Source organism: Actinomadura soli, from assembly GCF_005889715.1.
GTDB classification, from domain to species: Bacteria; Actinomycetota; Actinomycetes; order Streptosporangiales; family Streptosporangiaceae; genus Spirillospora; species Spirillospora soli.
This window is the reverse complement of record NZ_VCKW01000063.1, coordinates 14,691-35,740: the sequence shown is the minus strand read 5'-3', so window position 1 is coordinate 35,740 and position 21,050 is coordinate 14,691. Positions and strand designations below refer to the sequence as shown.

The window sequence follows — 21,050 nt, the reverse complement described above, 5'->3', positions numbered from 1 at the left end:
TCTGTGATCAGCTCGGGGCTGGGGGCGGGCGGCCGGTCGAGCAGGTCGTGCTTGCGGCAGTAGGCGTCATCGAAGACGGTGTGCCAGTAGCGGTGGGGCCCGTCGGGGAAGACCGTCACGATCCGGGTGCCCCGCGGCCGGGTGCGGGCCAGCCATGAGGCGACCAGGGCGACGGCGCCCACGCTCCAGCCGCCGGTGGCGTAGCGCGTGGCGGCAAGGCGGCGGCAGGTCCACACCGCCTCGTGGGCGGCGACCCAGTGGACCTCGTCGAAGGCCGCGTAGTCGACGTTGCGGGGGTAGATGCTGCTGCCCAGCCCGCGCATCAGCCGGGGCTCGGCGGCCTGACCGAAGATGGTCGATCCGACGGTGTCGACGCCCACCAGCCGCAGGTCGGGGAACACGGCCCGCAGGACGCGGCTGATCCCGGCGCTGTGGCCGCCGGTGCCGACGCTGCACACCAGGACGTCGACGTGGTCGAGCTGCCCGGCCAGTTCCACGGCCAGCCCCTTGTAGGCCTCGACGTTGTCGGGGTTGTTGTACTGGTCGGGGCACCAGGCTCCGGGCGCGTCCGCCATGAGCTCTTCGACGCGGGCCCGGCGCGCCTCCTGCCACCCGCCCTCCGGGTGCGGTTCGGGCACCACCTCGACGCGTGCGCCGTAGGCGCGCAGCAGGTTGCCCATCAGCGGTTCCATCCCCGGATCGGTGACCAGCGTGACCGGGTGCCCGTACATCAGCCCGGCCAGCGCCAGGCCGAGGCCGAGGGTGCCGCTGGTCGACTCGATGATCGGCTTGCCGGGACGCAGCAGCCCGCGCTGCCGGGCCTTGGCGACCATGAACAGGGCCGGCCGGTCTTTGATCCCGCCCGGGTTCGCGCCTTCCAGCTTCGCCCAGAATCCGCGTTCCGATCCGGTGAGCACATCCGGTACCCACAGCAGGGGAGTATTGCCGACCAGACGCGAAAGTGAATCACGTTCCGTTCCGTTGATCGTCCGCTGAGACGGCGGCGCGTGCGTTGCTGTTCCATCCATGACCATGGGAGCGGTCGTCATGGTTGTCCCTTCCGGCCGCCGTCAGGCAGCGCGAATGGCATCAGTGACAAGCTGATTCGGAATCCGTGCGCACTGGACGCAATGGGCCACTCGCGCTAACGGCGAGCATGGCCCTATTGGTAGCTGCCCCCTGGTGGCAGAGCCTCGACGGCGATGACGAACGCGTCATTCAGCGAGGATGCCGTGCTGTAAGACAGCGCCGTCCGCAATGGCGGGTATGAAGAGGCGCAGCACGCAGCCGAGCGAAAGTAGCCGGGCGCGTCCCGATCCGGAGACGTCGGCGCGGGCAGGTCGCCGGCTGCGACCAAGATCCTTGGTATGGAGCGGTCCGTTGCCAGTGAGCCCAGGTGGCACCATCCCGATCAGGACGAGCGCGGGCGGTGCGAGCGGGGCCGCGCGAACCGAGCCCGCTGCCCAGTCGCCGCAGCCCGCATGATGTTCCAATGCAGGCCAGGGGCCTGTCTCGCGGAGGTGATCGCGATACTTCTGCGGTGTCCCGTCCGGCGCGGCGAGACCTGCGGACTCCCTGGCATGCGCCGGTGAGGTATGCGTGGCGCTATGGGCCATATGGATCGTGCTGCCATGCGAATGCTCGCCCGCTTCGTGCAGACCAGGGGCGCACACTGCGACGTACAGCACGATAATCACGCCGAGAAGCAGCCCGACAAGGCTCAGACAGGAATCTGTCGAGCGTCGGTTCCACGCAACAGGCGTAATCACGAGATCAGAACCTACAGCAACACCCTGTGATTGCGCACCGGTATTGAAAATCCATTGCGGTATCACATGGTCAGCGGGCGGCAACCAGGTGTGATCGCTATTTCACACCGTATTGAACGCTCCTGTTAAATAAAGGTAATCACCCATCGCCCCGTGGGGCCTGACGACCCCTGGCTGAAATTCTCAATGAGAATCTCATGATCATCTATTGTGGCGTCCGGTGACATCGCCAGTGCGGGGACGCCATTGGCTGAGCAGGGTATTGCTGCAAAATTCCGTCTGGCCGCTAATAGCTCGCCGATCCCCAAGCACGGCCGCCGGCGACACCATGGCGTCCCACCGCCTTGGCCATCACTGTGGTCGCCTTCGTCATCATCTTCGGGCTCCGTTGGAGCGTCTTGCGGACCCTTGGCGTCTGCGCATTGCTGGGCCTGGCGGCCGCCCTCTTCTGGTGATGGTCACATGGGCCTGGGTCGGTCACCCGGCGGGTGGTCAGCGGTGTCCAGCGAGCAGGGCGTGGTGGTCGATGCCGTCCGCCTGCCGCGGGTCGGTGTGGACCACGGCGGTGACCAGCCGGGGCAGCGCGTGCAGGAGGGCATGTTCGGCGGCGACGGCGACCCGGTGCGCGGCGACCACCGACAAGGTGTCGTCCACCACGATCTGGCAGTCGGCCTCCAACTGGTGCCCCACCCAGCGCAGCCGGACCCGTCCCACGTCCAGGACGCCGGGAACCGCGTCCAACGAGTCCTGCGCTTGGGCGGTCACGGCGGGATCGACCGCGTCCATCAGTCGGTGGTAGATCTGCCGGGCCGCCTGACCCAGCACGCCCAGGATGGCCAGGGCGATCAGCAGGCCGATCACCGGGTCGGCCCATCCCCAGCCCACCGCGGCGCCGCCCGCGCCGACCAGCACCGCCAAGGACGTGAATCCGTCGGTCCTGGCGTGCAACCCGTCGGCGACCAGCGCCGCCGACCCGATCTTGCGGCCGACCCGGATCCGGTAGCGGGCCACCAGTTCATTGCCCGCGAACCCCGCCAGCCCCGCGGCCGCGACCACCACCAGATGCGAAACCGGCTGAGGGTGCAGCGGCCGATCGATGGCCGCCCATCCGGTCGCGACCGCAGAAACGCCGATCACCGGCACGATGACGATCCCCGCGAGATCCATCGCCTTCTTGGCCGTGCCGCTGCTGCTCACCGCCACTCCCGGAAACACCCGGCGCTGACCGGCGCCCGCCGTCACTCCAGCGGACAACAACCCGCCCAGCCGGCCTCCCCATCAACCGAACCGGGACCGTGACGAATCGAGCCAGCTCAGGTGGCTCACTCGGACAGCCGTTGGCGAACGTAACGTTCCACAAGGATCGGGACGAAGGCGCGGATGGGGCGGCCATCGAAGCGGTGATGCACCGCGCTGACGGTTTCGGTGACCTCTTGGGTACTGTGCTGCGGGCCGTAGGTCTGGAGCAGGCGAGCGGTGACCTCGCCCATGGCCGCCTTCTCACGTGCTGCAACGTCCATATAGGGATTCTTCCCACGCCCGTTGACGCCCAATGGCGGATCCGGTTTGCCGGTTTTGGCCAGCACCGGCCCCGACCGCGCGACTGCAGGAGCCGAGACGCCCGGCCTCGGAGCGGTGGCGCTTAGGATGCGCAATCGCCGGGCTCTGGGGCACGCGCAGGCGCTATGGCTGCGGCTGGCCGTCCCGGGAGCGTTGGCCGCGATCGCGACGCTGGCCAGCGCCAGAATCGCCGTCACATCACTGTCACCGTCCATCCGGATCCGGACCCATCCTTCGTCCTCCGGGCTCCCCTCTGCCTGGATGCCGGGCTCATTCGCCTGAGCGCGGCGGTGGGCGTCCGGCTCGGCCATGGACAGCGCGAGGAGCCGGCCTGAGTCTTTGAGCGCCGGGGACAGCCGCCGGACGGCCGGCGCGCCCAGCCGCAACTCCACCTCGTGCGCCGCGACCAGATGCACGATCTGGAGAGAGCCCAATGCCAACGCGGGGCCGTTTCCGCACTCGGCGACACATGGCCGCAGTCCCGGCCATCGGGTGAGTTCGGTCATCACGCGGACTGCCAACGACGTGCCCTGGCCCGTGCCCGTGCCCGCGGCCTGGCCTCTGCCGTCCATATCCCCATCGTCAACCTGCCGCTTGCCGGTTTGGCACCCCATGCTTCTCAATCGTTATGGATTGTTGCCTCCGGACGACTCCCAAAGATCTGGAACGTTCCGTCAGATCGATCTCGCAACGCTCGGAGTGGGTCCGCGGTCGGCCGGGATCGCGCTGAATCCTCGAAGATCACCGCATCATCTATCCCTCCCAGCAATGGACCCACAGGAGCCGTCCGGATTCACAGCAAGGCCGGAATCGGGACCAAAAGGCGGGAGTCACGGACGAAGTGCCTGCGGTGCCGTCCGCGGGCTGGCATCGTGAATGCCTGGCAAACCAGGCAGAGGGTTGGCGGTACATGAGCCGATACGCCTACGACATGGCGCAGCGCACCTTGATCGTGACCTGGGGCACCGGGCTGGGCGACGTCGCCACCGTGGTCGCTGAACTGTCCCCTGAGATTGATGACGTCCGGATTCAACGCCTTACCCAGGCGCTGACCGACTTCTCAGCTGCAGCGTGGCGGACCTACACCCATCCGGCCTCTGCTGCCGACAGCCTGGAGATCAATAGCGAAGGTTGGCGCCGTCAGGGGGATCGGGACGCGCTTTCCAAGGCCGCTGATGCGCTGATCAATCCGAACCTGCCTCACGCCGGGACGATGATCCAGTCTTATGTCCACACAGAGGAGGCCGCGCACTGTGTCGGCCGGGCCCTGCATGCCATCGATGACGCTGCTCTGCGCGACACCATCGTCAACGAGGTCCAGTCTGAGCTGGACGCGCTCGAACGCGCAGAACTCGGTGATCTGACCGGCCGGGCTCGCCAGGCGGTTCTGCTCAGCCGCGAGGGCGCGTCCCCTGTCCAGGTAGAAGCCGCCGACAGGTTGCTGCAGCAGAACCCTCTCAACGGCGAAGCGCTGTTCATCGAGGTCGACCCGGTCGCTGCGGGAGTGGCGGCAGCGCATTGGCTTCAGGCCGCCGCCGACGTCACCGCCCGTCGGTCAGGTTTGGTCCCTGCGGTGGTCGTGATGGAGGCCGACAACATCGAGGCGCTTCCACATCGCACGCCGACCACCGTGCTGGAAATGATGTCGGCCGGGCTGAGCCCCTACACCACGGTCACCGCGTTGGTCCGCGGCGCCATGGCCGCGGCCGAGGGAAGAGTCCCCGATCTGGACGCGCTCCTCGAACAAATCGACGAGATCAACGAACTCACCCACGAGCTGGGCAGTTCCTCCCATGCGAATGAGGCGCTGCGCGACGAGGTCCGCACCACCCCTCTCGATCCGTCGCGTCCCGCACGGGATCTATTGGAAGATCTGCTCCTGGGCATTCACGGATGCCGGCTGCTTTACCAGGAGTGCGCCGATACCGCAGAGGAGGAGATCGGCGAGAACGTCGAGGAGGCCTACGAAAGGTCGGCAGCCGCCTTCATCGAGGAACTTCGCGCGGAAGCCAAGGCGCACCGCAGCCGGGTGCTCTAGCCGACGCCGGCCGTCCTCGGCCCGGCTTCGGGAACTGCGATCTTGCCCTCCGAGTGATTTCGCCGCCTGAACTCAGCCTCAGATATTCGCTGTTCGTGTCAATCTCGTAGAGGTGTTCCTATGGTGTCTGATCTCTCGCCCGGTTCCGCATGCGAGATGAGCGACGAACACTTGGATCAGGTTCTCGCGGACCTCGAAATTGCGGTCGAATCACTCCGGTCCGACTGCGCGGCAGTGGTGTCACTCGCCGACCGGTTGGATGACGAGGTGGAGAGTCTGCTGGAGCGCCAGGCAGTCGAGCACCCCGCGTCGACATCCGCCACCCCCAGACCACGGCAAACACACCTCTCGTTGCGGCTGAGGCTTGCCGAAGCCGCCGCTCGCCAACATCGCGAGGCGCTGTGTGGTCTTGTGGCCTGGTGGGCGGACGCGGCGGTCGTGACCGTCATGGTCACCGCCCAGGGGCGGGCAAAGCAGCGTATTCAAGGCGTGGGGTTGGCAGTAAAACCGGGCCCGGGCGGGGAACCTATGCTGGTCGAGGACGTTTGGCCGGAACCACGGCGATGCCGGCTCTGGGGCGCCGTGTGGCAGGAACACCGAATGCCCCTGTTGCCGTCGACCGCACAACTCACCGAGGCTCTAACCGTGCGAGGCGTCGCGAACGAAACCATCGACGCGATCCGCGAGGCGTCCAGCGCAGTGGAAACCCAACTGGCCGCCATGCAGAGATTCACCGAGCTTGAACGCCAACTCAACGACGGCGAGCTCAGCGACGACGATGAGAAGGCCGCGGAAGCAGAAATACTCGCGACCCTGGACCTGACCGAAAAGACCGGAGAACTCCTCATCGCCTACGCTCGCACGTTGACCCAGAGCCTCCCCACCGTACGCGCGGCGACTTAGCCGTCGAACAGGACCCGCTGGCCCGGCGGGGCGGGGGCGGTGAGGAGCGATCCACCACCGGGCACCTGGCACTGACCTGCTTGAGGACTCGTCTGACGCGTCCGGGAACCGCAGCCGGACGTGTATCTTCCTCCTGTGACGGAGAGTAGTCAGTCGGGTGCGAGACGTGTGGGCCTGTTCTGGCTCTCCTTGCTCGGCTTGCTCTTCGTCGTCCATGTGCTGCTGTGCATGCCGAACGCTCACTCGTCGACGACCCCGCACGCGGGAGGTCACACCGCGCTCCTCTCTGCGTCCGGTTTCGCTCCCGAACTCAGGTTCGGAGACCGGCCGAAGGTGAGCCGGGCGCCTGGGCCGGTCCGCACAACCAGCTGCAAGGGCGGAGCCGCCCAGCACGGCGAGGCGGGCCACGGCTCGCGCCATGACGCGTCCCATGGCGCGGGCCATGATCACCACGACCATCACGACCACGACGACCATCACGGCGCTGAGTGCCACAGCATGGCGACTCCGGCCGGTGCGGCCGCTCAAACGATCGATGCTCCACTGCCGGTGTCAGTGACGTTGGTGAGTTGGGCGTCCTGGTCGGCGCCGGTGACGCTCTTCACGCCGTCGACACGATCCGGTGGTGAACGAGGTCCACCGCCTCGATGGCACTCCTGTCGGCTCCATCTCGCAGTGTGCGTGACACGGACCTGAGAACGGCCACGGCCTGCCGGCCGCGGCACGGCCGCGTTCCTGATCCGTCCTGCACGACACACGCTGTTCAGCCATGCGCTGTTCAGCCATGCCTTGGAGAGCCCCGATGAAGGAGAGCATCGGCCTGCGCACACGCGGGCCCCTCGTCAACCAGCACGCACCGAGCCCCACGCCGGCACGCGGCATCTGCTGCTCACCGCACGCCCTAGTGGGGGACACACCCGTGCTGTGGGTGCCGGAAGTGGTCGGCGGCGACGGCGGGTTCTGGGCCGGTCAGGAACTGGTGTTCACGCCGTGCCGGTGGTGATTGCCGCTGTAGTACAACCGGTCGTTGGCCCCCGATAACCGGTCGATCGGCGCCTGGGTGCCGCCCAGGATGACATACGCCTTGCGCTGCGCGATCCGCATCGCCGCCCGCAGGTCCGGTGCCAGATCGGCCAGCAGGGCGATGGCCTGGGTGAGGTAGCGGTGCGCGGTCGCGATGCCGATGCCGAACGCGGCGGCCAGGTGGGCGAAGGTCTCGTTGCAGCGCAGGTGCACCAGCACCGGCAGCGCCTGGCTGCCGGATGACAGCGCTCGGCGGCGCGATCCGATCCGGTCGCGATGGCCCTCGATTGGGCAGGGCTCACCACGCCCGAGTCTTGCCTGGACGTTCGTGATCGAAATTGGCCGCTCGGAAGTCATCAGGTCTTGACTTACTGCTCGTTGGTTGACGCGAGACCCACTGCTCGCCGCGAGCGGGCTTGGGGGCCTGGGGTGGCGGGCCCACCGTTTCCACTTGTCGCGGAAGTCCGCTGGGAGGCGTCGCGAGCGTGAAGGCGATTTGCGGCTTGTGGCGAGACATAGGTGACCTGTTTTCTGGCGGAAGGTGTCCCTCATGATCAGGGTTGTCCGGTCGTGGTGTCCGGGATGACGGCGGAGTCCGCGACCGGGCCGCGTCAGGATTCGGAACTGATCGCCGAGTCGTTGAGCCGGCCCGAGGTCTTCGGTGAGCTGTTCGATCGCTATTTCAAGGTGCTCAGCCGGTACGCGGTAAGGCGGCTGGGTGTCGAGGCGGCTGAAGACGTCGTGGGCGAGACGTTCCTCGTCGCGTTCTCGCGGCGGCAGCACTACGACCTGAGCTACGACGATGCCCGGCCTTGGTTGTTCGGCATCGTCACGAAATTGATCGCGCGGCACCGGCGGACCGAGGCCGCGCGGTACCGGGCGCTGGAGCGTAGTCCCGCCGAGCGTGACGTTGCGGGCCCGGCCGATCGGGTGGCCGCAGAGGTGACGGCCAAGGCGGCGGGTTCGTTGCTGGCGCGCGCACTGGGCGAACTCGCCCGGCGTGACCGGGACGTGCTGCTGCTGGTCGCGTGGGGCGATCTCACCTATGCCGAGGTCGCCCAGGCCCTGGATATTTCGGTGGGCACCGTTGGGTCCCGCCTTAACCGGGCTCGTCGCCGCGTGCGCGAGTTTCTCGGTGACCTCGATCTGGTGGAGGAACGACATGGATGAGCTGAAGATGCTTCGAGACTTCGGTGACCGGCTCGATCATGGGGCCGAGGCGAGGTCGGCGCGGCAGCGGCGACGGTTGCGTGAGGTGATCGAACAGGAGGCGCTCGCACGCCGTCGATTCGGCCGCCGGCGGGTCATGATCGCCGGGGGTGCGACCGCGGCACTCGCCGCCGGGGCGGCCGTGGTGCTCGTCATGGCGCCCACGTCCGAGATCGGCGGCAACCCGCCACCGGCCCAGGCCGAGGCCGTCGAAGTGCTCGACCACGCTGCCGCGGCAACGCCGGCGCAGCCACCGCCGCGCGGGGATCAGTACGTGTTCCTGGAGACGCGGGAAGTCCAGCAGGTGACATCCGTCTCCGGCGGAAAGGTGATGAACCGGTTCCCTCGCTCGCATACCCGTACCTGGCTGTCGGTGGACGGCACGCACGACGGGTTGTCCCGGTCGGTCATCGGCAGAGGCACGGCGCTTGAGGCCTGGACACGAGCGGACTGCACGTCGACGAAACCTCGGGACACCGTGGTTCATGACCCGTGGATCGCGCGTCCGCCTTCGCCGGCCCGGACGTTCACGCAGGACTGCCCACCGCGCCCGGCTTACCGTGCGACGCTGCCGACAGACCCCGGACACATGCGCGAATACCTCTACCGCAACAGCCACGGCAACAACCCACCCGACGTGCAAGCGTTCATCACGGTCGGCGACCTGCTGCGCACCTCGATGCTGCCGTCCAAGGCGCGCGCGGCGATGTTCAAGGCCGCGACGCGGATACCGGGCATCGCCTTCGTGCCGCACGCGATGGATGCCGCCGGGCGGCCGGGTGTGGCCGCCGCCCTCACCCACGACGGCATCCGCAACGAGCTGATCTTCGACCCGCGAACCTTCGCCTTCCTCGGCGAACGGCAAGTCCTCGTCGCGCCCAACGACCAGACAAGCCTGGGCCTGAAACCCGGAACGGTACTGGAATCGACCGCCGTGCTGCGGACCGCGATTACCGACCGCCCAGGCCAGCGGCCCTGACCAAACGTCGCGTTCATCAACTCAGGAGGACACGTGCATCACTCTCGATCGCTAGGCCTCGCCGGCCTCACGGCGATAGCGGTGAGCGTACTCGCGGTGCCGCTCAAGGCGTCCGCGGGCCCGCCGCCGGAGTGGGAGATCTTTCGGCCTACCGGGAAGCAGGAGCAGGCGTCTTTGACCCGCGTCGCCGCACCCGGGCGCAACGATGCCTGGGCAATGGGGTCCACGGCGTTTCATTGGAACGGCCGGGCATGGCGGCAGGTGCGGGTGCCGCACGTCGGGGGCGTCAACGACGTCAGTGCCGCTTCGGCGAAGGACGTGTGGGCGGCCGGCGATAAGGCGACCCTGCATTGGTCCGGCCGTCGCTGGACGAAGTACGCCTACGTCGATCCGAGAAGTTCCATCGGCGGGCAGTTTCCTTCCGCCATTTCCGTCAAAGCCATCAACCCCCGGGACGCCTGGCTGGCCGGCAACGTACAAAAAGACGCAGGCGGCGTCAACCCGTGGCAAGGATTCGTCCAGCGGTGGAACGGAAAGAAGTGGCAACTCCTTCACATTCCCGAACTGGGCGCCGGGTCGCTCACCACCGTCGGAGCCAGTGCTCGGCACGATGTGTGGATCGCCGGAGACGACGCGGTGGACAACCTTACCCAGGCGATCATCCTTCGCTGGAACGGTCGCACCTGGAAACGGTGGATCGTCGCGCCGAGTAACCCCGGATGGGAGACATCGCTGCAAAAGGTGCTGGCGCTGAGCGGATCCGATGTCTGGGCTGTCGGGTACACCTGGGCCAACGGCAACGGCCCCGGCGGCCGCCGGCCGATGGCTCTGCACTGGAACGGCCACGGCTGGGCTCGTACACCGGTGCCCGACGAAGGAGCCCAGCTCACCGACGTGGTCAAGGCGGGCGGACACCTGTGGGCGTCCGGTTACACGACCGGCGGCACGCCGTACGCGCTGCATTGGACCGGACGCCGGTGGACCAAAGCGCCGGTACCGCGAATCGCCCAAGGTAGCTTCTACGGATTGGCGGGCATTCCAGGCAGCGGGTTGTGGGCCGTCGGCTCCAGATATGTAGGAAATGACGCCTACCCCTTGATCGCACGCCATCGCTGAACAATGTTTCGTGGTCGAGGAGATTCACGCAACGGCCGCACCCTCGAGTGAGGCAATTCCACCCTGAGTCCGCAGGTCACAGGCTGGTTGCGACTTGCGTGGCGTGGTTCTCCCGCGCCATCGTCGGCTGGGCGGCGGCGACCACCAAGCAGACCCGGCTGGTGCTGGACGCCGTCGACATGGCGCTGTGCGACGCGACCGCACCGGCCGCCCGCCCGGACCCGGGCTGGTGGCCGCCAGCGGCCCGCCCATCGCCGCCTGCTGCAAGATCCTGACCCCGGAGCTTGATGCTCCGGGGTTTGTTCCGTCACTGTGGGGTACCGACTTTTGTCTGTACCCCAGAGGACGTTCGGGGGTTTGGGCTCGTTTGGCCCCGACGGGGTGGCAGTGATCGACGGCACTAATTAGGTAGGCGACCCGCTCGACTCCCGGATCGTGCTGGGCGAACAGGTTGAGGACGGCCTGCCAGAGGGTCTCGGGGATACGGGCCTCGACGGTCATGCCGCGACCGCCCCGCTCGAAGGGCCCAGCGTAGGCCGGGCTGGTGAGGGCAGTGTGGATCCGGCTCAGGGTCGCATCGACCCGGTCCGTGCCGGGCCGCCACTCCTGGTCCTTCTCCGGGGTGTGGTTGGAGGTGTAGTACCCGAGGTTGTAAGAGAAGCAGATCAGCTGGTCCCAGGACCCGTCCGGGAACTTGTAGTCATCGTGCAACGCGAACGCGAACCCGACGCCGTCACCCGCGGGCGCCCCCGGCGACCGCGCAGCAGCGCGAACGCGAACCCGACGCCGTCACCCGCGGGCGCCCCCGGCGACCCGCGCAGCAGCGGAAAGGCCCGGCTGCCGAAGCGGGCGCGGCGCCACCCGCCATCCTGGTGTTGGACGAAGGTCGCCGCGACCGGCCACGTGTCGTAGCAGGCACCGTCCAAGCGCAGCGTGTAGATGTCGGGCCCACCTGCGTCTCGCGTGCGAGCGGGCATCTGGACGATCGCGATCAGCGGGTCTTCGGTGATCGTGTAGGCCCAGCCGGGCGCGCCGTGGACGCGCGGGGAGTTTGTTGAAGAAGTCCTCGAGGTGCGACCGCAGCAACGCGGCCGCAACCTCAGGGTCGACCGGAGCCGGGTCAGGCACGGGCACCGCCCGTGTCGCGGGCGAACGTCCAGACGAGCGCGCTGCACTTGCCCGAGGCGTAATCGCGCAGATGCATGTCGCCGTACTGGCGGACGTCCTCACCGGTGGCGAGGCAGGTCAGCCGGTCGGTGGGCTTCGGCTCAAGGCCCAACTTGAGGTAGACGGCCTCGATGATCTTGGACAGCTTCTCGCCTGGTCCGCCGTCGACGGTGAAAGGCGGGCCGCCGATGTCCTCGTTGTGCACCTGGACCACCAGGTGCCCCGGCCGGGTCGGCTTGTCGCCATCCCCGCCTTCTTGCTCCTGAACGTCTGCCGTAGCCATGGCAGTGGCCAGGTCCGTGATACGCGGGCCTGCCCGTGGGCTGGGGACGGCGGTTCCCTATGCAGGCTGGTGAGAACGGACCACCCAGGACCAGCCGCGGTGCTCGCGTCGCCAGCGCAGGCGGCCGAACGGGGTGCTTCCTCGCCCCAGAAACGCGAAGTGGTACAGATGTCCACATGTTCCTCTTTGTCGTGATGTGTCCGAGGGGCGACACGCCCCGACAGCACATGGCCTGGCCATGCACCGCTAGGCGCGCCCCACCACTTTCCGGTCGGCGCATAATGTGCCGCCATCAGCCGGATTGATGGAGTCCGCACCCAGCGGAGCGCCTTCGTCGAACCGGGTGACGGCTTCGGCGACGGACGGCGGTTGCCTGATCGCCTGTAGCCCAGCGAACGACTCGGCGGCCGGTGACCAGGTCGTCCAGGTCGGTGGGTGCGAACGTCCTGACGCGCGACCACAGGCTGGTGAAGGGTTCCTGAGGGGCCTGGGCCTGAAGGCCGGCCAGGTGGGACACGGCGTCGAGGGGGGCACAGTCCTCACGTTCGAGGAGGTGCTGGCGGGCGAGTGTGGCCCGGTTGAGGTCGCGCTGGGTCAGGACGTTCATGGCCTCACGCTGCGGCGCGATCGGAGCTGGGGCAACGCCGCAGGTCGGTGGCGGTGAGGGCCGGGGGTTGGTATGAGATGCATGCGCATAACGCGATCCACTCCCCATGTGTGCCGACTGCCGCCGGCGTGCTGATGCCGAGAACGAGCGGGGCGGGCGGCTGTCGCAGGGCGCCCGCCCCGGGGCGGGTCAGCCGTTGTAGGGGGCTGTCACGTCGAGGACCCAGGTCACACCGAAACGGTCGGTGAGCATGCCGTACAGCGGAGCCCACGCCGCGGGCTCCAGCGGGCGCAGCACGTTCGCGCCGTCGGCCAGACGCTGCCACAGTGCGCTGATCTCCTCGGTGTCCTCGCCGCGCACGGACACGAAGAACGAGTTGGCGCCCTGCTCGTACGGCATCGCCGAGGGCACGTCGTAAGCCATGACGTGGAAGCCGTTGTCGGCGACGACCTGGCCCCACATCACCCAGTCCGCCTCGTTCTCGTCCTGGACGTTGCCGGCGTCCTTGTAGGTCACCGCGACGGTGTGCCCGCCGAAGACCGACTGGTAGAAGGCCAGCGCCTCGCGGGCCGAGCCGCGGAAGTTCAGATGCGTGGTGGTGGTGACGGACATGGTCTGCTCCTATCGGGACATGCGCTGGATGAGGCACACGCGGATAACGGGCGAAATGCCCTGATTTGGCGTCCGTGGTTGAGTATGGCGCCCATACAGGACAGGTTGTGTCCTGTACTTGCCGCATCATGGAGGCATGCAGAAAACGTCCTCGCGTCTCCTGGCCCTGCTCTCCCTGCTCCAGGCACGACGGGAGTGGAGCGGAGACGCCCTGGCCGAGCGGCTGATGGTCACCGTGCGCACCGTGCGCCGTGACATCGACCGTCTTCGCGCGCTGGGCTACCCGGTCGCCACGGACAAGGGACCGGGCGGCGGGTACCGCCTGCGTCCCGGATCACAGATGCCACCGCTGCTCTTCGATGACGGACAGGTCATCGCTCTGGCCGTGGCGCTGCAGAGCACCGCCCACCCAGCGATCGCGGAGGACGCCGACCGGGCGCTCACGACGATCCGCAGCGTCCTTCCTCCACGCCTACGGCAGCGCATAGACGCACTCCACGTCACCCCTGTCCGCCCACACGATCCCGGCATCCCACCACCCCACGCGCTGGACCCGCTCACCGCCGTGAGCGCCGCGATCCAGCGCCGCGAAGAAATCCGCCTCGACTACACCCCACACCCAGAGGCCGCACCTCAGCGACGCCGGGTAGAGCCCCATCACCTCGTGGCCTGGCGCACCCACTGGTACCTGCTGGCCTGGGACCTCGACCGCGACGACTGGCGCACCTTCCGCACCGACCGCATGACCCCACGCACGCCCACCGGTCCACGCTTCACCGCGCGCCAGGTGCCGGGCGGGGACGTCTCCACGTTCATCACCAGCCGGTTCCGGGGCTCTGACGGCACCGATGCGGCCTGGCCCTGCCAAGGCGAGGCCATACTCGACCTCCCCGCCGCAGAAGTCACGCCCCACCTCGCCGACGCCATCGTGGAAACGCTCGGCCCCACGCGATGCCGCGTCATCACAGGATCCTGGTCCTGGACCGCCCTTGCCGCCACCTTTGGCCGTTTCGACGCGGACCTGCACGTCATCGGCCCGCCGGCCTTCCACGAAGCCTGCGCCACACTCGCCCGCCGCTACGCCGCCGCGGCGACGGCCACCGAACCTGACCGGCTGGGCGGACCCGACACGTGACGGTCCGTGGCTCTCGGCGCGGGGCCCGGCGCGCTGGCCGGCATCTGCCAGGTGCACAACTTGTCTGAGCTTCCCCTGTTCTCCGGACACCTGACCTGAGGTCACCCTTGATCATCAGGAAGGATGGCCGCCATGCCCTCACCACACCCGCCCGAGTTCCGCCGCTGTGCCGTCGAGCTGGCGCGCCAGGGTGACAAGTCCCTCGTCCAGCTCGCCAAGGACCTGGGAATCAGCCGTTCGCGTCGAACCGGGTGAACCATGCCGACACCGACGACGGCGAAAAGGGTGAGTCAATTGGAACAGATCATTCCGTTCTGGTATAGTGGAATCACCTGTCTGACCACCTCTCACCGTGAAGGACGAGCCTCATGACGACATCGCGTCCCACGCCGACCCCCGAGGGCTACACCACGGTCACTCCGTGGATCGTCACCAAGGACACCGCAGCGCTCATCGACTTCATCACCGAGGCCTTCGACGCCGAAGAGCTCAGCCGCCTGGAGGTGGGCGACGGTGTGATCGGCCACGCCGAGGCGCGCATCGGCGACTCCATCGTGATGATGTTCGACTCGCCCTTCGCCATCGAGACCCCAGGTCTGCTTCGCCTTTACGTCGACGATGCCGACGCAGTCGTCCACCGCGCCGTGAAGGCCGGCGCCACCGTGGTGACAGAGACGACCGAGTTGCTCTGGGGTGACAAGGTCGGACGTGTGCGCGACCCGCTGGGCAACATCTGGTGGATTCAACAGCGCCTTGCCGAACTGACCCCCGAACAGATCGCGGCACGGGCACAAGACCCCAAGTACGCCAAGGCCATGACCTATGTCCAGTCAAGCCTGGGACCTGCTCTGCCCGCACCTCGGCGACACTGATGGCTCACCGCTCTGACTGCGCAAGGATCGACGGGCTCGAGCGATCGCTTGTGGTCATCGTTGGTCGACGCGCGCCTGGCCGCGTCGGCGGTCGACGCTGCGGCCGCGGTCGACGGTCGTCTTAGGGTGATCGATGCGATGCCACCGAGCTGGTGCACGGGCAGTACCTCGACCTGCAGGGTCACCAGGAGCCAGGTCGGGTGCTGGACTCCCCGCTTGCCGGTCAATGCGGTGTCGACGAGCCTCGGCGACTCGATCGTGAGCACGGTCTCGCCGCGGACCGCGCTGGCGAGGCCGGCGTCGGCGGCAGCCGCTCACGCTCGCCGTCGGCAGCGTGGACTAAACACCCTTCGAGCGCTTGGTCTGAGCTGGGTGAGGGACGCGGATTCACGTGTCGCGGATCTTGATGCCGGGGCGCCAGCCGAGCATGCGGGAGACGCCGAGGCCACCTGCGATCAGCGACGGAAGCACCGCTTGGTGTTGTACTGAACCGCTGCGCACCACGACGGACATCGCCGCCACGACGCGGCCTTCAACGTCCACGATTCGAGTGGCGATCGAGTCGGCGCCGTCGGTGAGTTCGCTCCGGACGGTCGCGTAGCCGGTGCGGCGGCATTCGGCGAGCTCGCTTCTGAGGACGGTCGGGTCGGTGGTGGTCTGGGGCGTATACCGGTGCAGCTTGCCGGACAGGACCTTATCGATCTGGTCGGCGCCGCCGTGGGCGAGGAGCACCTTTCCCACGCCCGAGCAGTGCAGTGGAAGCCGGCCTCCTACATGGGAGACGAGGTGCTGCGCCTGCGGGGCGGACAGCCTTTCGATGATGACGGCCTCGGTTCCCTCCAGGACCGCCAGTTGCACGTGCTGGTGGAGTGCCGTGTAGAGATCTTCCATGAAGGGCTGGGCCTTGGAGCGCAGCGACTCGGTGAGCGGGGCCAGCGTGCCGAGTTGCCACAGCCGCAGGCCGATTGTGAAGCGGCCGTCGTGCTGCCGGTTCAACGCGCCGACGTCGGTGAGCTCCATCGCCAGTCGGCGGACGGTCGCGTGCGGCAGGCCCGTCTTGCGCACCAGTTCGGCGAGGCTGAGAGTGCTCTGATCGGGCTGGAACGCGAACAGGACCTCCAGGAGTCGTGAACTCACGCTCCTGCCGGGCTCGCTGGTCCGAGGCATTCCGGGCCCCCTTTCATCTGGCGCGATGGTAGCCGACGATGTTCATAGGATGACCATCAGCGCGCCTTCCGCCCGGCTGACCATGCAGCATGGCGCTGTCAATGTGGATGCGGGAAAACGGGCTGCGGGGTCGAAGACTGAGATGCTCGGGTCGAACATCGAGACACCGGAGATCGCGATCCTCGGCGGCGGGATCGGTGGCCTCGCGGCCGCCGCCTTCCTTCGTCGAGCGGGTCTTCGCAGCATGGTGTACGAGCAGGCGCCGGCGCTGAAGGAGGTCGGCGCCGGGCTGGTGGTGGCCCCCAACGCCGCCCGGCTCCTGCGCCGGCTCGGCGTCATGGAGGCCTTGCTGCGCGGCGCCGTCCGGTTGGACGTCGGGTGGGAGTTCCGCCGCTGGCAGGACGGGACGGTCCTGTCCGCCGAAGACCTCGCGACCGGCTGCGAGCGGCTCTACGGCGAGCACACCTACACGGTGCATCGCGCCGAACTGCTGGAGGTCATCAGGAGCGCCGTACCGGAGGAGACGGTCCGGCTCGGCAACCGCTGCACCACGCTCGACCTGGGGGGCGAACGCCCGTCGCTGCGGTTCGCTGACGGAGAGGTCGTCGAGGCGGACATCGTCATCGGGGCGGACGGCGTCCACTCGGTGGTGCGAGGCGCCATCGCCGAACCGCGGCCGGCCGCCTTCTCGGGCCTGTGCGCGTTCCGTGCCCTGGTCCCGGGCGATCGCGCGCCGTCGTTCGCCCGGCGGCACGCGCAGACCTTGTGGATCGGTCCAAACCATCACCTGGTGCACTACCCCATCTCCGCGGGAAGGTTCGTGAACCTGGTGGCCTTCGCCCCGGCGGGTGAGGACCTGGTGGAGTCGTGGACGGCGCAGGCGACGATCGAGGAGTTCCTCCTCGAATTCGACGGATGGGACCCGAGGCTCGTCGACCTCATCCGCGCCGCGGAGACACCAGGTCGATGGGCCCTGCTGGACCGCGCGCCGCTTCCCCGGTGGAGCCGCGGGCCGGTGACGCTGCTCGGGGACGCCGCGCACCCCATGTTCCCGTTCTTCGCGCAAGGAGCCGCGCAGGCGATCGAGGACGCCGCGGTCCTGTCCCGCTGCCTCGCCGAAGAGCCCGCCGACCCCGCCCGGGCGCTGCGCCGTTACGAGGCCCTGCGTCTTCCGCGCACGACCCGGCTGCAAGCGGTGAGCCATGCGCGGTCGGACATCAACCACCTTCCCGACGGGCCCGAACAGCGTGCCCGTGACGCGTCGTTCACCGAGAACGATCCGCTGGTCGCCAACGGCTGGATCTACGAGTACGACCCCGATGTGGCGATGGCCGCCGAGACCGCCGCGGGCTGACCGGCTACTCGGTGTGTTCGTTGAATGGACGTTCGCGTTGTGATCAGCCGGACGTCCGTCTGAGACTGCCGGGCACCGGCGGCGTCCCGCCGGAGCCGCCGACCTGAGCCTCCGACCTGAGGGAGATTCCATGACCGCCACCGACGAGGCCCTCATCGCCCACCCCGCCGTCGCGCGGGTGAACTTCACCGGCTCCACCCGCGTCGGCCGCGTCATCGCCGAGATCGCGGGACGGCACCTCACCCGGACCGTGCTGGAGCTGGGCGGCAAGGCCCCGATGCTGGTGCTCGCCGACGCCGACCTGCAGGCGGCCGTCGAGGCCGCGACGTTCGGCGCGTTCCTGAACCAGGGCCAGGTCTGCATGTCCACCGAACGGCTGATCGTGGACCGTTCGGTCGCCGACGAGGTCGCCGTCCGGCTGACGGAGCGTGCTGCGGGCCTGGTAGTGGGGCCGCCCGACGACCCGTCCACCCAGCTCGGGCCGATGGTGGGCCGGGAGGCCAGGGACCGTGTGCTCGCGCTGGTGGACAACGCCCGCGAGCACGGCGCCGAGGTGCTGACCGGTGGCGAGGCGGAGGGCCTCTACGTGCGGCCGACGGTGCTGCGGGGAGTGACGCCCGCGATGCGGATCTATTCCGAGGAGTCGTTCGGCCCGGTGCTGTCGATCATCGAGGCGGACGGGACGGACCACGCGGTCGAGATCGCCAACGACACCGAGTACGGACGGCTCGGCCGCCGCGACCCGGCGGGGCAGCGCCCGGTGGTGCCGCGCCCCGGGACGGTGCCGATCGTGAACCAGGGGACGGCGCCGATGACGGCACCGGATCCGGGTGAACCGCTACGGCCCGCGCACGTGTTCGATCTCCTCGCCCGGCTTCTCCCGGCCGACGCCGTCGTGGTCGAAGAGACACCGTCCAGCCGCCCGGAACTTCACCGCCGCGTGCCCGCCCGGACCCCGCTGGGCTTCTTGAGCGCCGCCGCGGGCGGGCTGGGCTTCGGGCTCCCGGCCGCGGTCGGCGTGAAACTCGGCGCTCCCGACCGTCCGGTTGTCGCCGTCCTGGGCGATGGTTCGTCGTTGTACGGGATCCAGGGACTGTGGAGCGCGGCGCACTACCGGGCCGGGGTCCTCTTCGTGGTCCTGGCTAACGGCGGATACGCGATCATGGACCGGCTCGCCGAGCAGGCCGGTCACGGCAAGCCGCCGTGGCCGGGATTCACCGAGGTCAGCGTGTCCGCCATCGCCGCGGGTTTCGGCTGCCCCGCCCAACGGGTCGCGTCCCACGACGAGCTGACACGGATCCTCGCCGAGGTCGTGCCGTCCCTCGCTGACCTGCAGGCGCCCTTGCTGTTGGACGTCGAAGTCGCTCCTGATCCGACTTACGGTTTTTGATCGGCGCGCGAGAGGTCGGCGCCAGTTAAGCGGAGTCATTATCGCCGTCCATTCAACGGACCAGGTGAAGCGGCAGCGGGCAAACGGCTCCTAAGCTGCACGAAACGGGCTGGACCTCGACAATTAACGGCCCTCCAAGGAGCGACGGTATGAAAGTTTTCGATGTACGGGGCATCACGGCGGGTGTCGATGCGGCGCTCGCGGTGGTCGATGATCCGAAGCATCGGCACATGCTGAAGAACTACCGCAGGCACGCGCTTCTGGAGGTGTCCGGACTCTGGGAGGACATCCTCATCCCGGCGATGATCGTCGACCATCCGGTCTATCGGCTCACCGAACGCGGGAAGACGCTGGTCTGCGATGGCATGGCGGAGGTCCGGAAATTCTATTCCGAGATCGTCGGCGGCGGAATGAACGTCTTCGGCGCGCTGGAGGAGGAGGTCGCCGTATCGGACTATGGGATCTTCATCGAGGCCGTCTTCGCCCAGATCGTCCGCGGTGACGCCGCCGCGCTCGCTGGCGAGGACACCGACCCGGACGGCACCTATCAGATCTCGCACCGATTCGCCGCCGCCTGGCCCTACCGCGACGGGCGGCTCGTGGGCGAATTCATCTACGACGACACCGGAAGCTGGCGCGTGGACGAGGTGGAGCATTCCGCGCTCCTGTCACCGGCCGATGCGCGGAAAGCCCTCGCGCCCTACCTGGAGCAGAGCCCGCTCTCGGAGATCGAGAACGGCCTGCGCCTGTTCGAGGACTAGATATGGCGCCGATCAATGACAGGCTCGCGGGTCGATACGTCGACGTCCACGCGCATTTCACGCCGCCGAGCACGGAGGAAGAACGTCTCCGCGTCTGGCAGGCCATGCTGGGCAAGGGCATCTATTTCCCCGAACCGCACGAATGGTCCCTGGAACGCACTTTGGCGTACATGGACGCGTCCGGTACCGCCATGCAGATGCTGAGCAACATCCCCGGCCGCTTGGCGGGCCTCCGCGCGTCGAACGACTACGGGGCGTCCATCGTGGCGGAACACCCGTCGCGGTTCGGTCTCTTGGCCGCCCTCCCCACAGACGACCCCTCGGCCGCCGTGGACGAGGCCATACGGGCGCGCGAGGAACTCGACGCCGACGGGTTCACCGTGACGACGAAATACAACGGCATACACCTGGGCGACGACTCCCTCACCCCATTGTGGGAAATGCTTGACCACTGGGGTGCAGCGGTGTTCGTCCACCCCGACGCGCGCCTGCCGCCCACACTCGACCACCCGGCCCCGCTGTACGAAGTGGCCTTCGACACCGCCCGGACGGTCTTCGACATGATCTTCCGGAAGACAATCAAGCGCCACCCGAACATCACCTTCGTGATCGCTCACTGCGGGGGAGCGTACCCCGCGCTGACCGGGCGGCTCCGGCTGCTGGGAAACGAACCATGGGTCCCACACGGAGTGACGGCCCAGGAAATCGACGAGCAGACATCCTCCCTCTACGTCGACACGGCCGCGACGGCTTTCACACATTCTCTTCTACCGGCGATGGCGACGGTAGGAGCCGGCCACATCGTCTACGGCAGCGACTGGGGCGCACCCTGCACGACCGAGTCGTCCGCCGAATCGAACCGCACAAGCCTCCTCCAGTGCGGCGCATTGTCACTTGAGGAGGAAGGCGGTGTCAGAGCCCGGGCGCTCGATCTTTTCCCGCGAGCGGCGCGGCGCCTCGCCGACGCCGAGCCGCTTTCCGAGGAATTCGTCGGATAAGGGCCGGGCGGTAACGGCCGCCGTATTTCAAGCTCCCCACCAGAGTGCCCCCCGTGTGTCTTTGACGCGCTCAAGAAAAATCCGAACCCACTCATGGGGAGTCATCC

At 68.0% G+C, this 21,050-nt stretch carries 23 protein-coding genes; 14 read left to right on the top strand and 9 right to left on the bottom strand.

All coding sequences use genetic code 11. The annotated features are described in order from the left end of the window. From ETD83_RS14775 to ETD83_RS14760, 4 genes are all read right to left on the bottom strand, one after another. A partial coding sequence (locus tag ETD83_RS14775; RefSeq protein ID WP_329602799.1) for a PLP-dependent cysteine synthase family protein occupies window positions 1-917 on the bottom strand: 917 nt, incomplete at its 3' end. 297 nt (window positions 918-1,214) lie between these two features. Next, window positions 1,215-1,853, bottom strand: coding sequence for a hypothetical protein (locus ETD83_RS14770; protein ID WP_138645691.1), 639 nt, complete (start codon window positions 1,851-1,853; stop codon window positions 1,215-1,217). A gap of 408 nt (window positions 1,854-2,261) precedes the next feature. Further along, window positions 2,262-2,966, bottom strand: a complete 705-nt coding sequence (locus tag ETD83_RS14765) for a cation diffusion facilitator family transporter (protein ID WP_230420912.1) — start codon at window positions 2,964-2,966, stop codon at window positions 2,262-2,264. Between the two features lie 125 nt (window positions 2,967-3,091). After that, on the bottom strand, window positions 3,092-3,835 hold the full coding sequence (locus tag ETD83_RS14760; protein WP_138645690.1) for a three-helix bundle dimerization domain-containing protein: 744 nt from the start codon (window positions 3,833-3,835) through the stop codon (window positions 3,092-3,094). Window positions 3,836-4,239: 404 nt separating this feature from the next. Between ETD83_RS14760 and ETD83_RS14755 the strand changes: the two genes are divergently transcribed. The 3 genes from ETD83_RS14755 to ETD83_RS14740 all read left to right on the top strand — a co-directional run bounded on the left by ETD83_RS14755 (window position 4,240) and on the right by ETD83_RS14740 (window position 7,273). Continuing rightward, the gene (locus ETD83_RS14755) at window positions 4,240-5,367 is read left to right on the top strand and encodes a hypothetical protein (protein WP_138645689.1); all 1,128 of its coding nucleotides are present in this window, start codon (window positions 4,240-4,242) and stop codon (window positions 5,365-5,367) included. Between the two features lie 156 nt (window positions 5,368-5,523). Then, the gene (locus ETD83_RS14750; protein WP_138645688.1) at window positions 5,524-6,270 is read left to right on the top strand and encodes a hypothetical protein; all 747 of its coding nucleotides are present in this window, start codon (window positions 5,524-5,526) and stop codon (window positions 6,268-6,270) included. A gap of 802 nt (window positions 6,271-7,072) precedes the next feature. Beyond that, window positions 7,073-7,273 (top strand): hypothetical protein, encoded by a 201-nt coding sequence (locus ETD83_RS14740; RefSeq protein WP_138645687.1) that lies wholly within the window; start codon window positions 7,073-7,075, stop codon window positions 7,271-7,273. Here ETD83_RS14740 and ETD83_RS14735 read toward each other — a convergent pair. Next, on the bottom strand, window positions 7,240-7,650 hold the full coding sequence (locus ETD83_RS14735; RefSeq protein ID WP_171064209.1) for a helix-turn-helix domain-containing protein: 411 nt from the start codon (window positions 7,648-7,650) through the stop codon (window positions 7,240-7,242). The two genes, ETD83_RS14740 and ETD83_RS14735, sit on opposite strands and share 34 nt — an antisense overlap. Before the next feature lie 225 nt (window positions 7,651-7,875). On the opposite strand from ETD83_RS14735, the gene ETD83_RS14730 reads away from it, so the two are divergent. The 4 genes from ETD83_RS14730 (at window position 7,876) to ETD83_RS42500 (ending at window position 10,872) form a co-directional block, all read left to right on the top strand. Then, window positions 7,876-8,463: an RNA polymerase sigma factor gene (locus ETD83_RS14730; protein ID WP_138645685.1), complete on the top strand. Its 588-nt coding sequence runs from the start codon at window positions 7,876-7,878 to the stop codon at window positions 8,461-8,463. Further along, window positions 8,456-9,481, top strand: a complete 1,026-nt coding sequence (locus ETD83_RS14725) for a CU044_5270 family protein (RefSeq protein ID WP_138645684.1) — start codon at window positions 8,456-8,458, stop codon at window positions 9,479-9,481. Before ETD83_RS14730 ends, ETD83_RS14725 begins: the two co-directional genes overlap by 8 nt. 81 nt (window positions 9,482-9,562) lie before the next feature. Beyond that, window positions 9,563-10,597: a hypothetical protein gene (locus ETD83_RS14720; RefSeq protein WP_138645683.1), complete on the top strand. Its 1,035-nt coding sequence runs from the start codon at window positions 9,563-9,565 to the stop codon at window positions 10,595-10,597. A 98-nt stretch (window positions 10,598-10,695) separates the two neighbouring features. Next, the gene (locus tag ETD83_RS42500; protein ID WP_171064208.1) at window positions 10,696-10,872 is read left to right on the top strand and encodes a hypothetical protein; all 177 of its coding nucleotides are present in this window, start codon (window positions 10,696-10,698) and stop codon (window positions 10,870-10,872) included. A gap of 845 nt (window positions 10,873-11,717) precedes the next feature. Here the strand turns inward: ETD83_RS42500 and ETD83_RS14715 are convergent. From ETD83_RS14715 to ETD83_RS14705, 3 genes are all read right to left on the bottom strand, one after another. Continuing rightward, window positions 11,718-12,047, bottom strand: coding sequence for a hypothetical protein (locus ETD83_RS14715; RefSeq protein WP_138645682.1), 330 nt, complete (start codon window positions 12,045-12,047; stop codon window positions 11,718-11,720). Between the two features lie 292 nt (window positions 12,048-12,339). Next, a complete protein-coding gene (locus ETD83_RS14710) occupies window positions 12,340-12,654 on the bottom strand; it encodes a DNA glycosylase AlkZ-like family protein (RefSeq protein ID WP_138645681.1) in 315 nt (104 codons plus the stop codon). A 189-nt stretch (window positions 12,655-12,843) separates the two neighbouring features. Next, entirely contained in the window at window positions 12,844-13,266 is a 423-nt protein-coding gene (locus tag ETD83_RS14705; protein WP_138645680.1) for a VOC family protein, read from the bottom strand. Between the two features lie 136 nt (window positions 13,267-13,402). Here ETD83_RS14705 and ETD83_RS14700 point away from each other — a divergent pair, with 136 nt between their 5' ends. The 3 genes from ETD83_RS14700 (at window position 13,403) to ETD83_RS14695 (ending at window position 15,273) form a co-directional block, all read left to right on the top strand. Then, the gene (locus ETD83_RS14700; RefSeq protein ID WP_138645679.1) at window positions 13,403-14,401 is read left to right on the top strand and encodes a helix-turn-helix transcriptional regulator; all 999 of its coding nucleotides are present in this window, start codon (window positions 13,403-13,405) and stop codon (window positions 14,399-14,401) included. Window positions 14,402-14,533: 132 nt separating this feature from the next. Further along, complete coding sequence (locus ETD83_RS45305; protein WP_268920453.1) at window positions 14,534-14,656, top strand: hypothetical protein; 123 nt, start codon at window positions 14,534-14,536, stop codon at window positions 14,654-14,656. Window positions 14,657-14,769: 113 nt separating this feature from the next. Further along, complete coding sequence (locus tag ETD83_RS14695) at window positions 14,770-15,273, top strand: VOC family protein (protein WP_138645678.1); 504 nt, start codon at window positions 14,770-14,772, stop codon at window positions 15,271-15,273. Window positions 15,274-15,660: 387 nt separating this feature from the next. Here the strand turns inward: ETD83_RS14695 and ETD83_RS14690 are convergent, their stop codons facing one another. Beyond that, window positions 15,661-16,410 (bottom strand): IclR family transcriptional regulator, encoded by a 750-nt coding sequence (locus ETD83_RS14690; protein ID WP_205717672.1) that lies wholly within the window; start codon window positions 16,408-16,410, stop codon window positions 15,661-15,663. 172 nt (window positions 16,411-16,582) lie between these two features. Between ETD83_RS14690 and ETD83_RS14685 the strand changes: the two genes are divergently transcribed. The 4 genes from ETD83_RS14685 (at window position 16,583) to ETD83_RS14670 (ending at window position 20,943) form a co-directional block, all read left to right on the top strand. Next, a complete protein-coding gene (locus ETD83_RS14685; protein WP_138645676.1) occupies window positions 16,583-17,794 on the top strand; it encodes an FAD-dependent monooxygenase in 1,212 nt (403 codons plus the stop codon). Between the two features lie 130 nt (window positions 17,795-17,924). Further along, window positions 17,925-19,184 (top strand): aldehyde dehydrogenase family protein, encoded by a 1,260-nt coding sequence (locus ETD83_RS44445; protein WP_230420911.1) that lies wholly within the window; start codon window positions 17,925-17,927, stop codon window positions 19,182-19,184. Between the two features lie 149 nt (window positions 19,185-19,333). Continuing rightward, window positions 19,334-19,945, top strand: coding sequence for a hypothetical protein (locus tag ETD83_RS14675; protein WP_138645675.1), 612 nt, complete (start codon window positions 19,334-19,336; stop codon window positions 19,943-19,945). A 2-nt stretch (window positions 19,946-19,947) separates the two neighbouring features. Then, complete coding sequence (locus ETD83_RS14670; RefSeq protein ID WP_138645674.1) at window positions 19,948-20,943, top strand: amidohydrolase family protein; 996 nt, start codon at window positions 19,948-19,950, stop codon at window positions 20,941-20,943. The last annotated feature ends 107 nt before the right edge of the window (window positions 20,944-21,050 follow it).

Coding starts and splice junctions, on each gene's coding strand:
- ETD83_RS14735 (WP_171064209.1), bottom strand. CDS start 7,650: ATGACTTCCGAGCGGCCAATTTCGATCACGAACGTCCAGGCAAGACTC.
- ETD83_RS44445 (WP_230420911.1), top strand. CDS start 17,925: ATGACCGCCACCGACGAGGCCCTCATCGCCCACCCCGCCGTCGCGCGG.
- ETD83_RS14705 (WP_138645680.1), bottom strand. CDS start 13,266: ATGTCCGTCACCACCACCACGCATCTGAACTTCCGCGGCTCGGCCCGC.
- ETD83_RS45305 (WP_268920453.1), top strand. CDS start 14,534: ATGCCCTCACCACACCCGCCCGAGTTCCGCCGCTGTGCCGTCGAGCTG.
- ETD83_RS14700 (WP_138645679.1), top strand. CDS start 13,403: ATGCAGAAAACGTCCTCGCGTCTCCTGGCCCTGCTCTCCCTGCTCCAG.
- ETD83_RS14670 (WP_138645674.1), top strand. CDS start 19,948: ATGGCGCCGATCAATGACAGGCTCGCGGGTCGATACGTCGACGTCCAC.
- ETD83_RS14715 (WP_138645682.1), bottom strand. CDS start 12,047: ATGGCTACGGCAGACGTTCAGGAGCAAGAAGGCGGGGATGGCGACAAG.
- ETD83_RS14740 (WP_138645687.1), top strand. CDS start 7,073: ATGAAGGAGAGCATCGGCCTGCGCACACGCGGGCCCCTCGTCAACCAG.
- ETD83_RS14675 (WP_138645675.1), top strand. CDS start 19,334: ATGAAAGTTTTCGATGTACGGGGCATCACGGCGGGTGTCGATGCGGCG.
- ETD83_RS14730 (WP_138645685.1), top strand. CDS start 7,876: ATGACGGCGGAGTCCGCGACCGGGCCGCGTCAGGATTCGGAACTGATC.
- ETD83_RS14710 (WP_138645681.1), bottom strand. CDS start 12,654: ATGAACGTCCTGACCCAGCGCGACCTCAACCGGGCCACACTCGCCCGC.
- ETD83_RS14695 (WP_138645678.1), top strand. CDS start 14,770: ATGACGACATCGCGTCCCACGCCGACCCCCGAGGGCTACACCACGGTC.
- ETD83_RS14725 (WP_138645684.1), top strand. CDS start 8,456: ATGGATGAGCTGAAGATGCTTCGAGACTTCGGTGACCGGCTCGATCAT.
- ETD83_RS14750 (WP_138645688.1), top strand. CDS start 5,524: ATGAGCGACGAACACTTGGATCAGGTTCTCGCGGACCTCGAAATTGCG.
- ETD83_RS14755 (WP_138645689.1), top strand. CDS start 4,240: ATGAGCCGATACGCCTACGACATGGCGCAGCGCACCTTGATCGTGACC.
- ETD83_RS14685 (WP_138645676.1), top strand. CDS start 16,583: ATGCTCGGGTCGAACATCGAGACACCGGAGATCGCGATCCTCGGCGGC.
- ETD83_RS14760 (WP_138645690.1), bottom strand. CDS start 3,835: ATGACCGAACTCACCCGATGGCCGGGACTGCGGCCATGTGTCGCCGAG.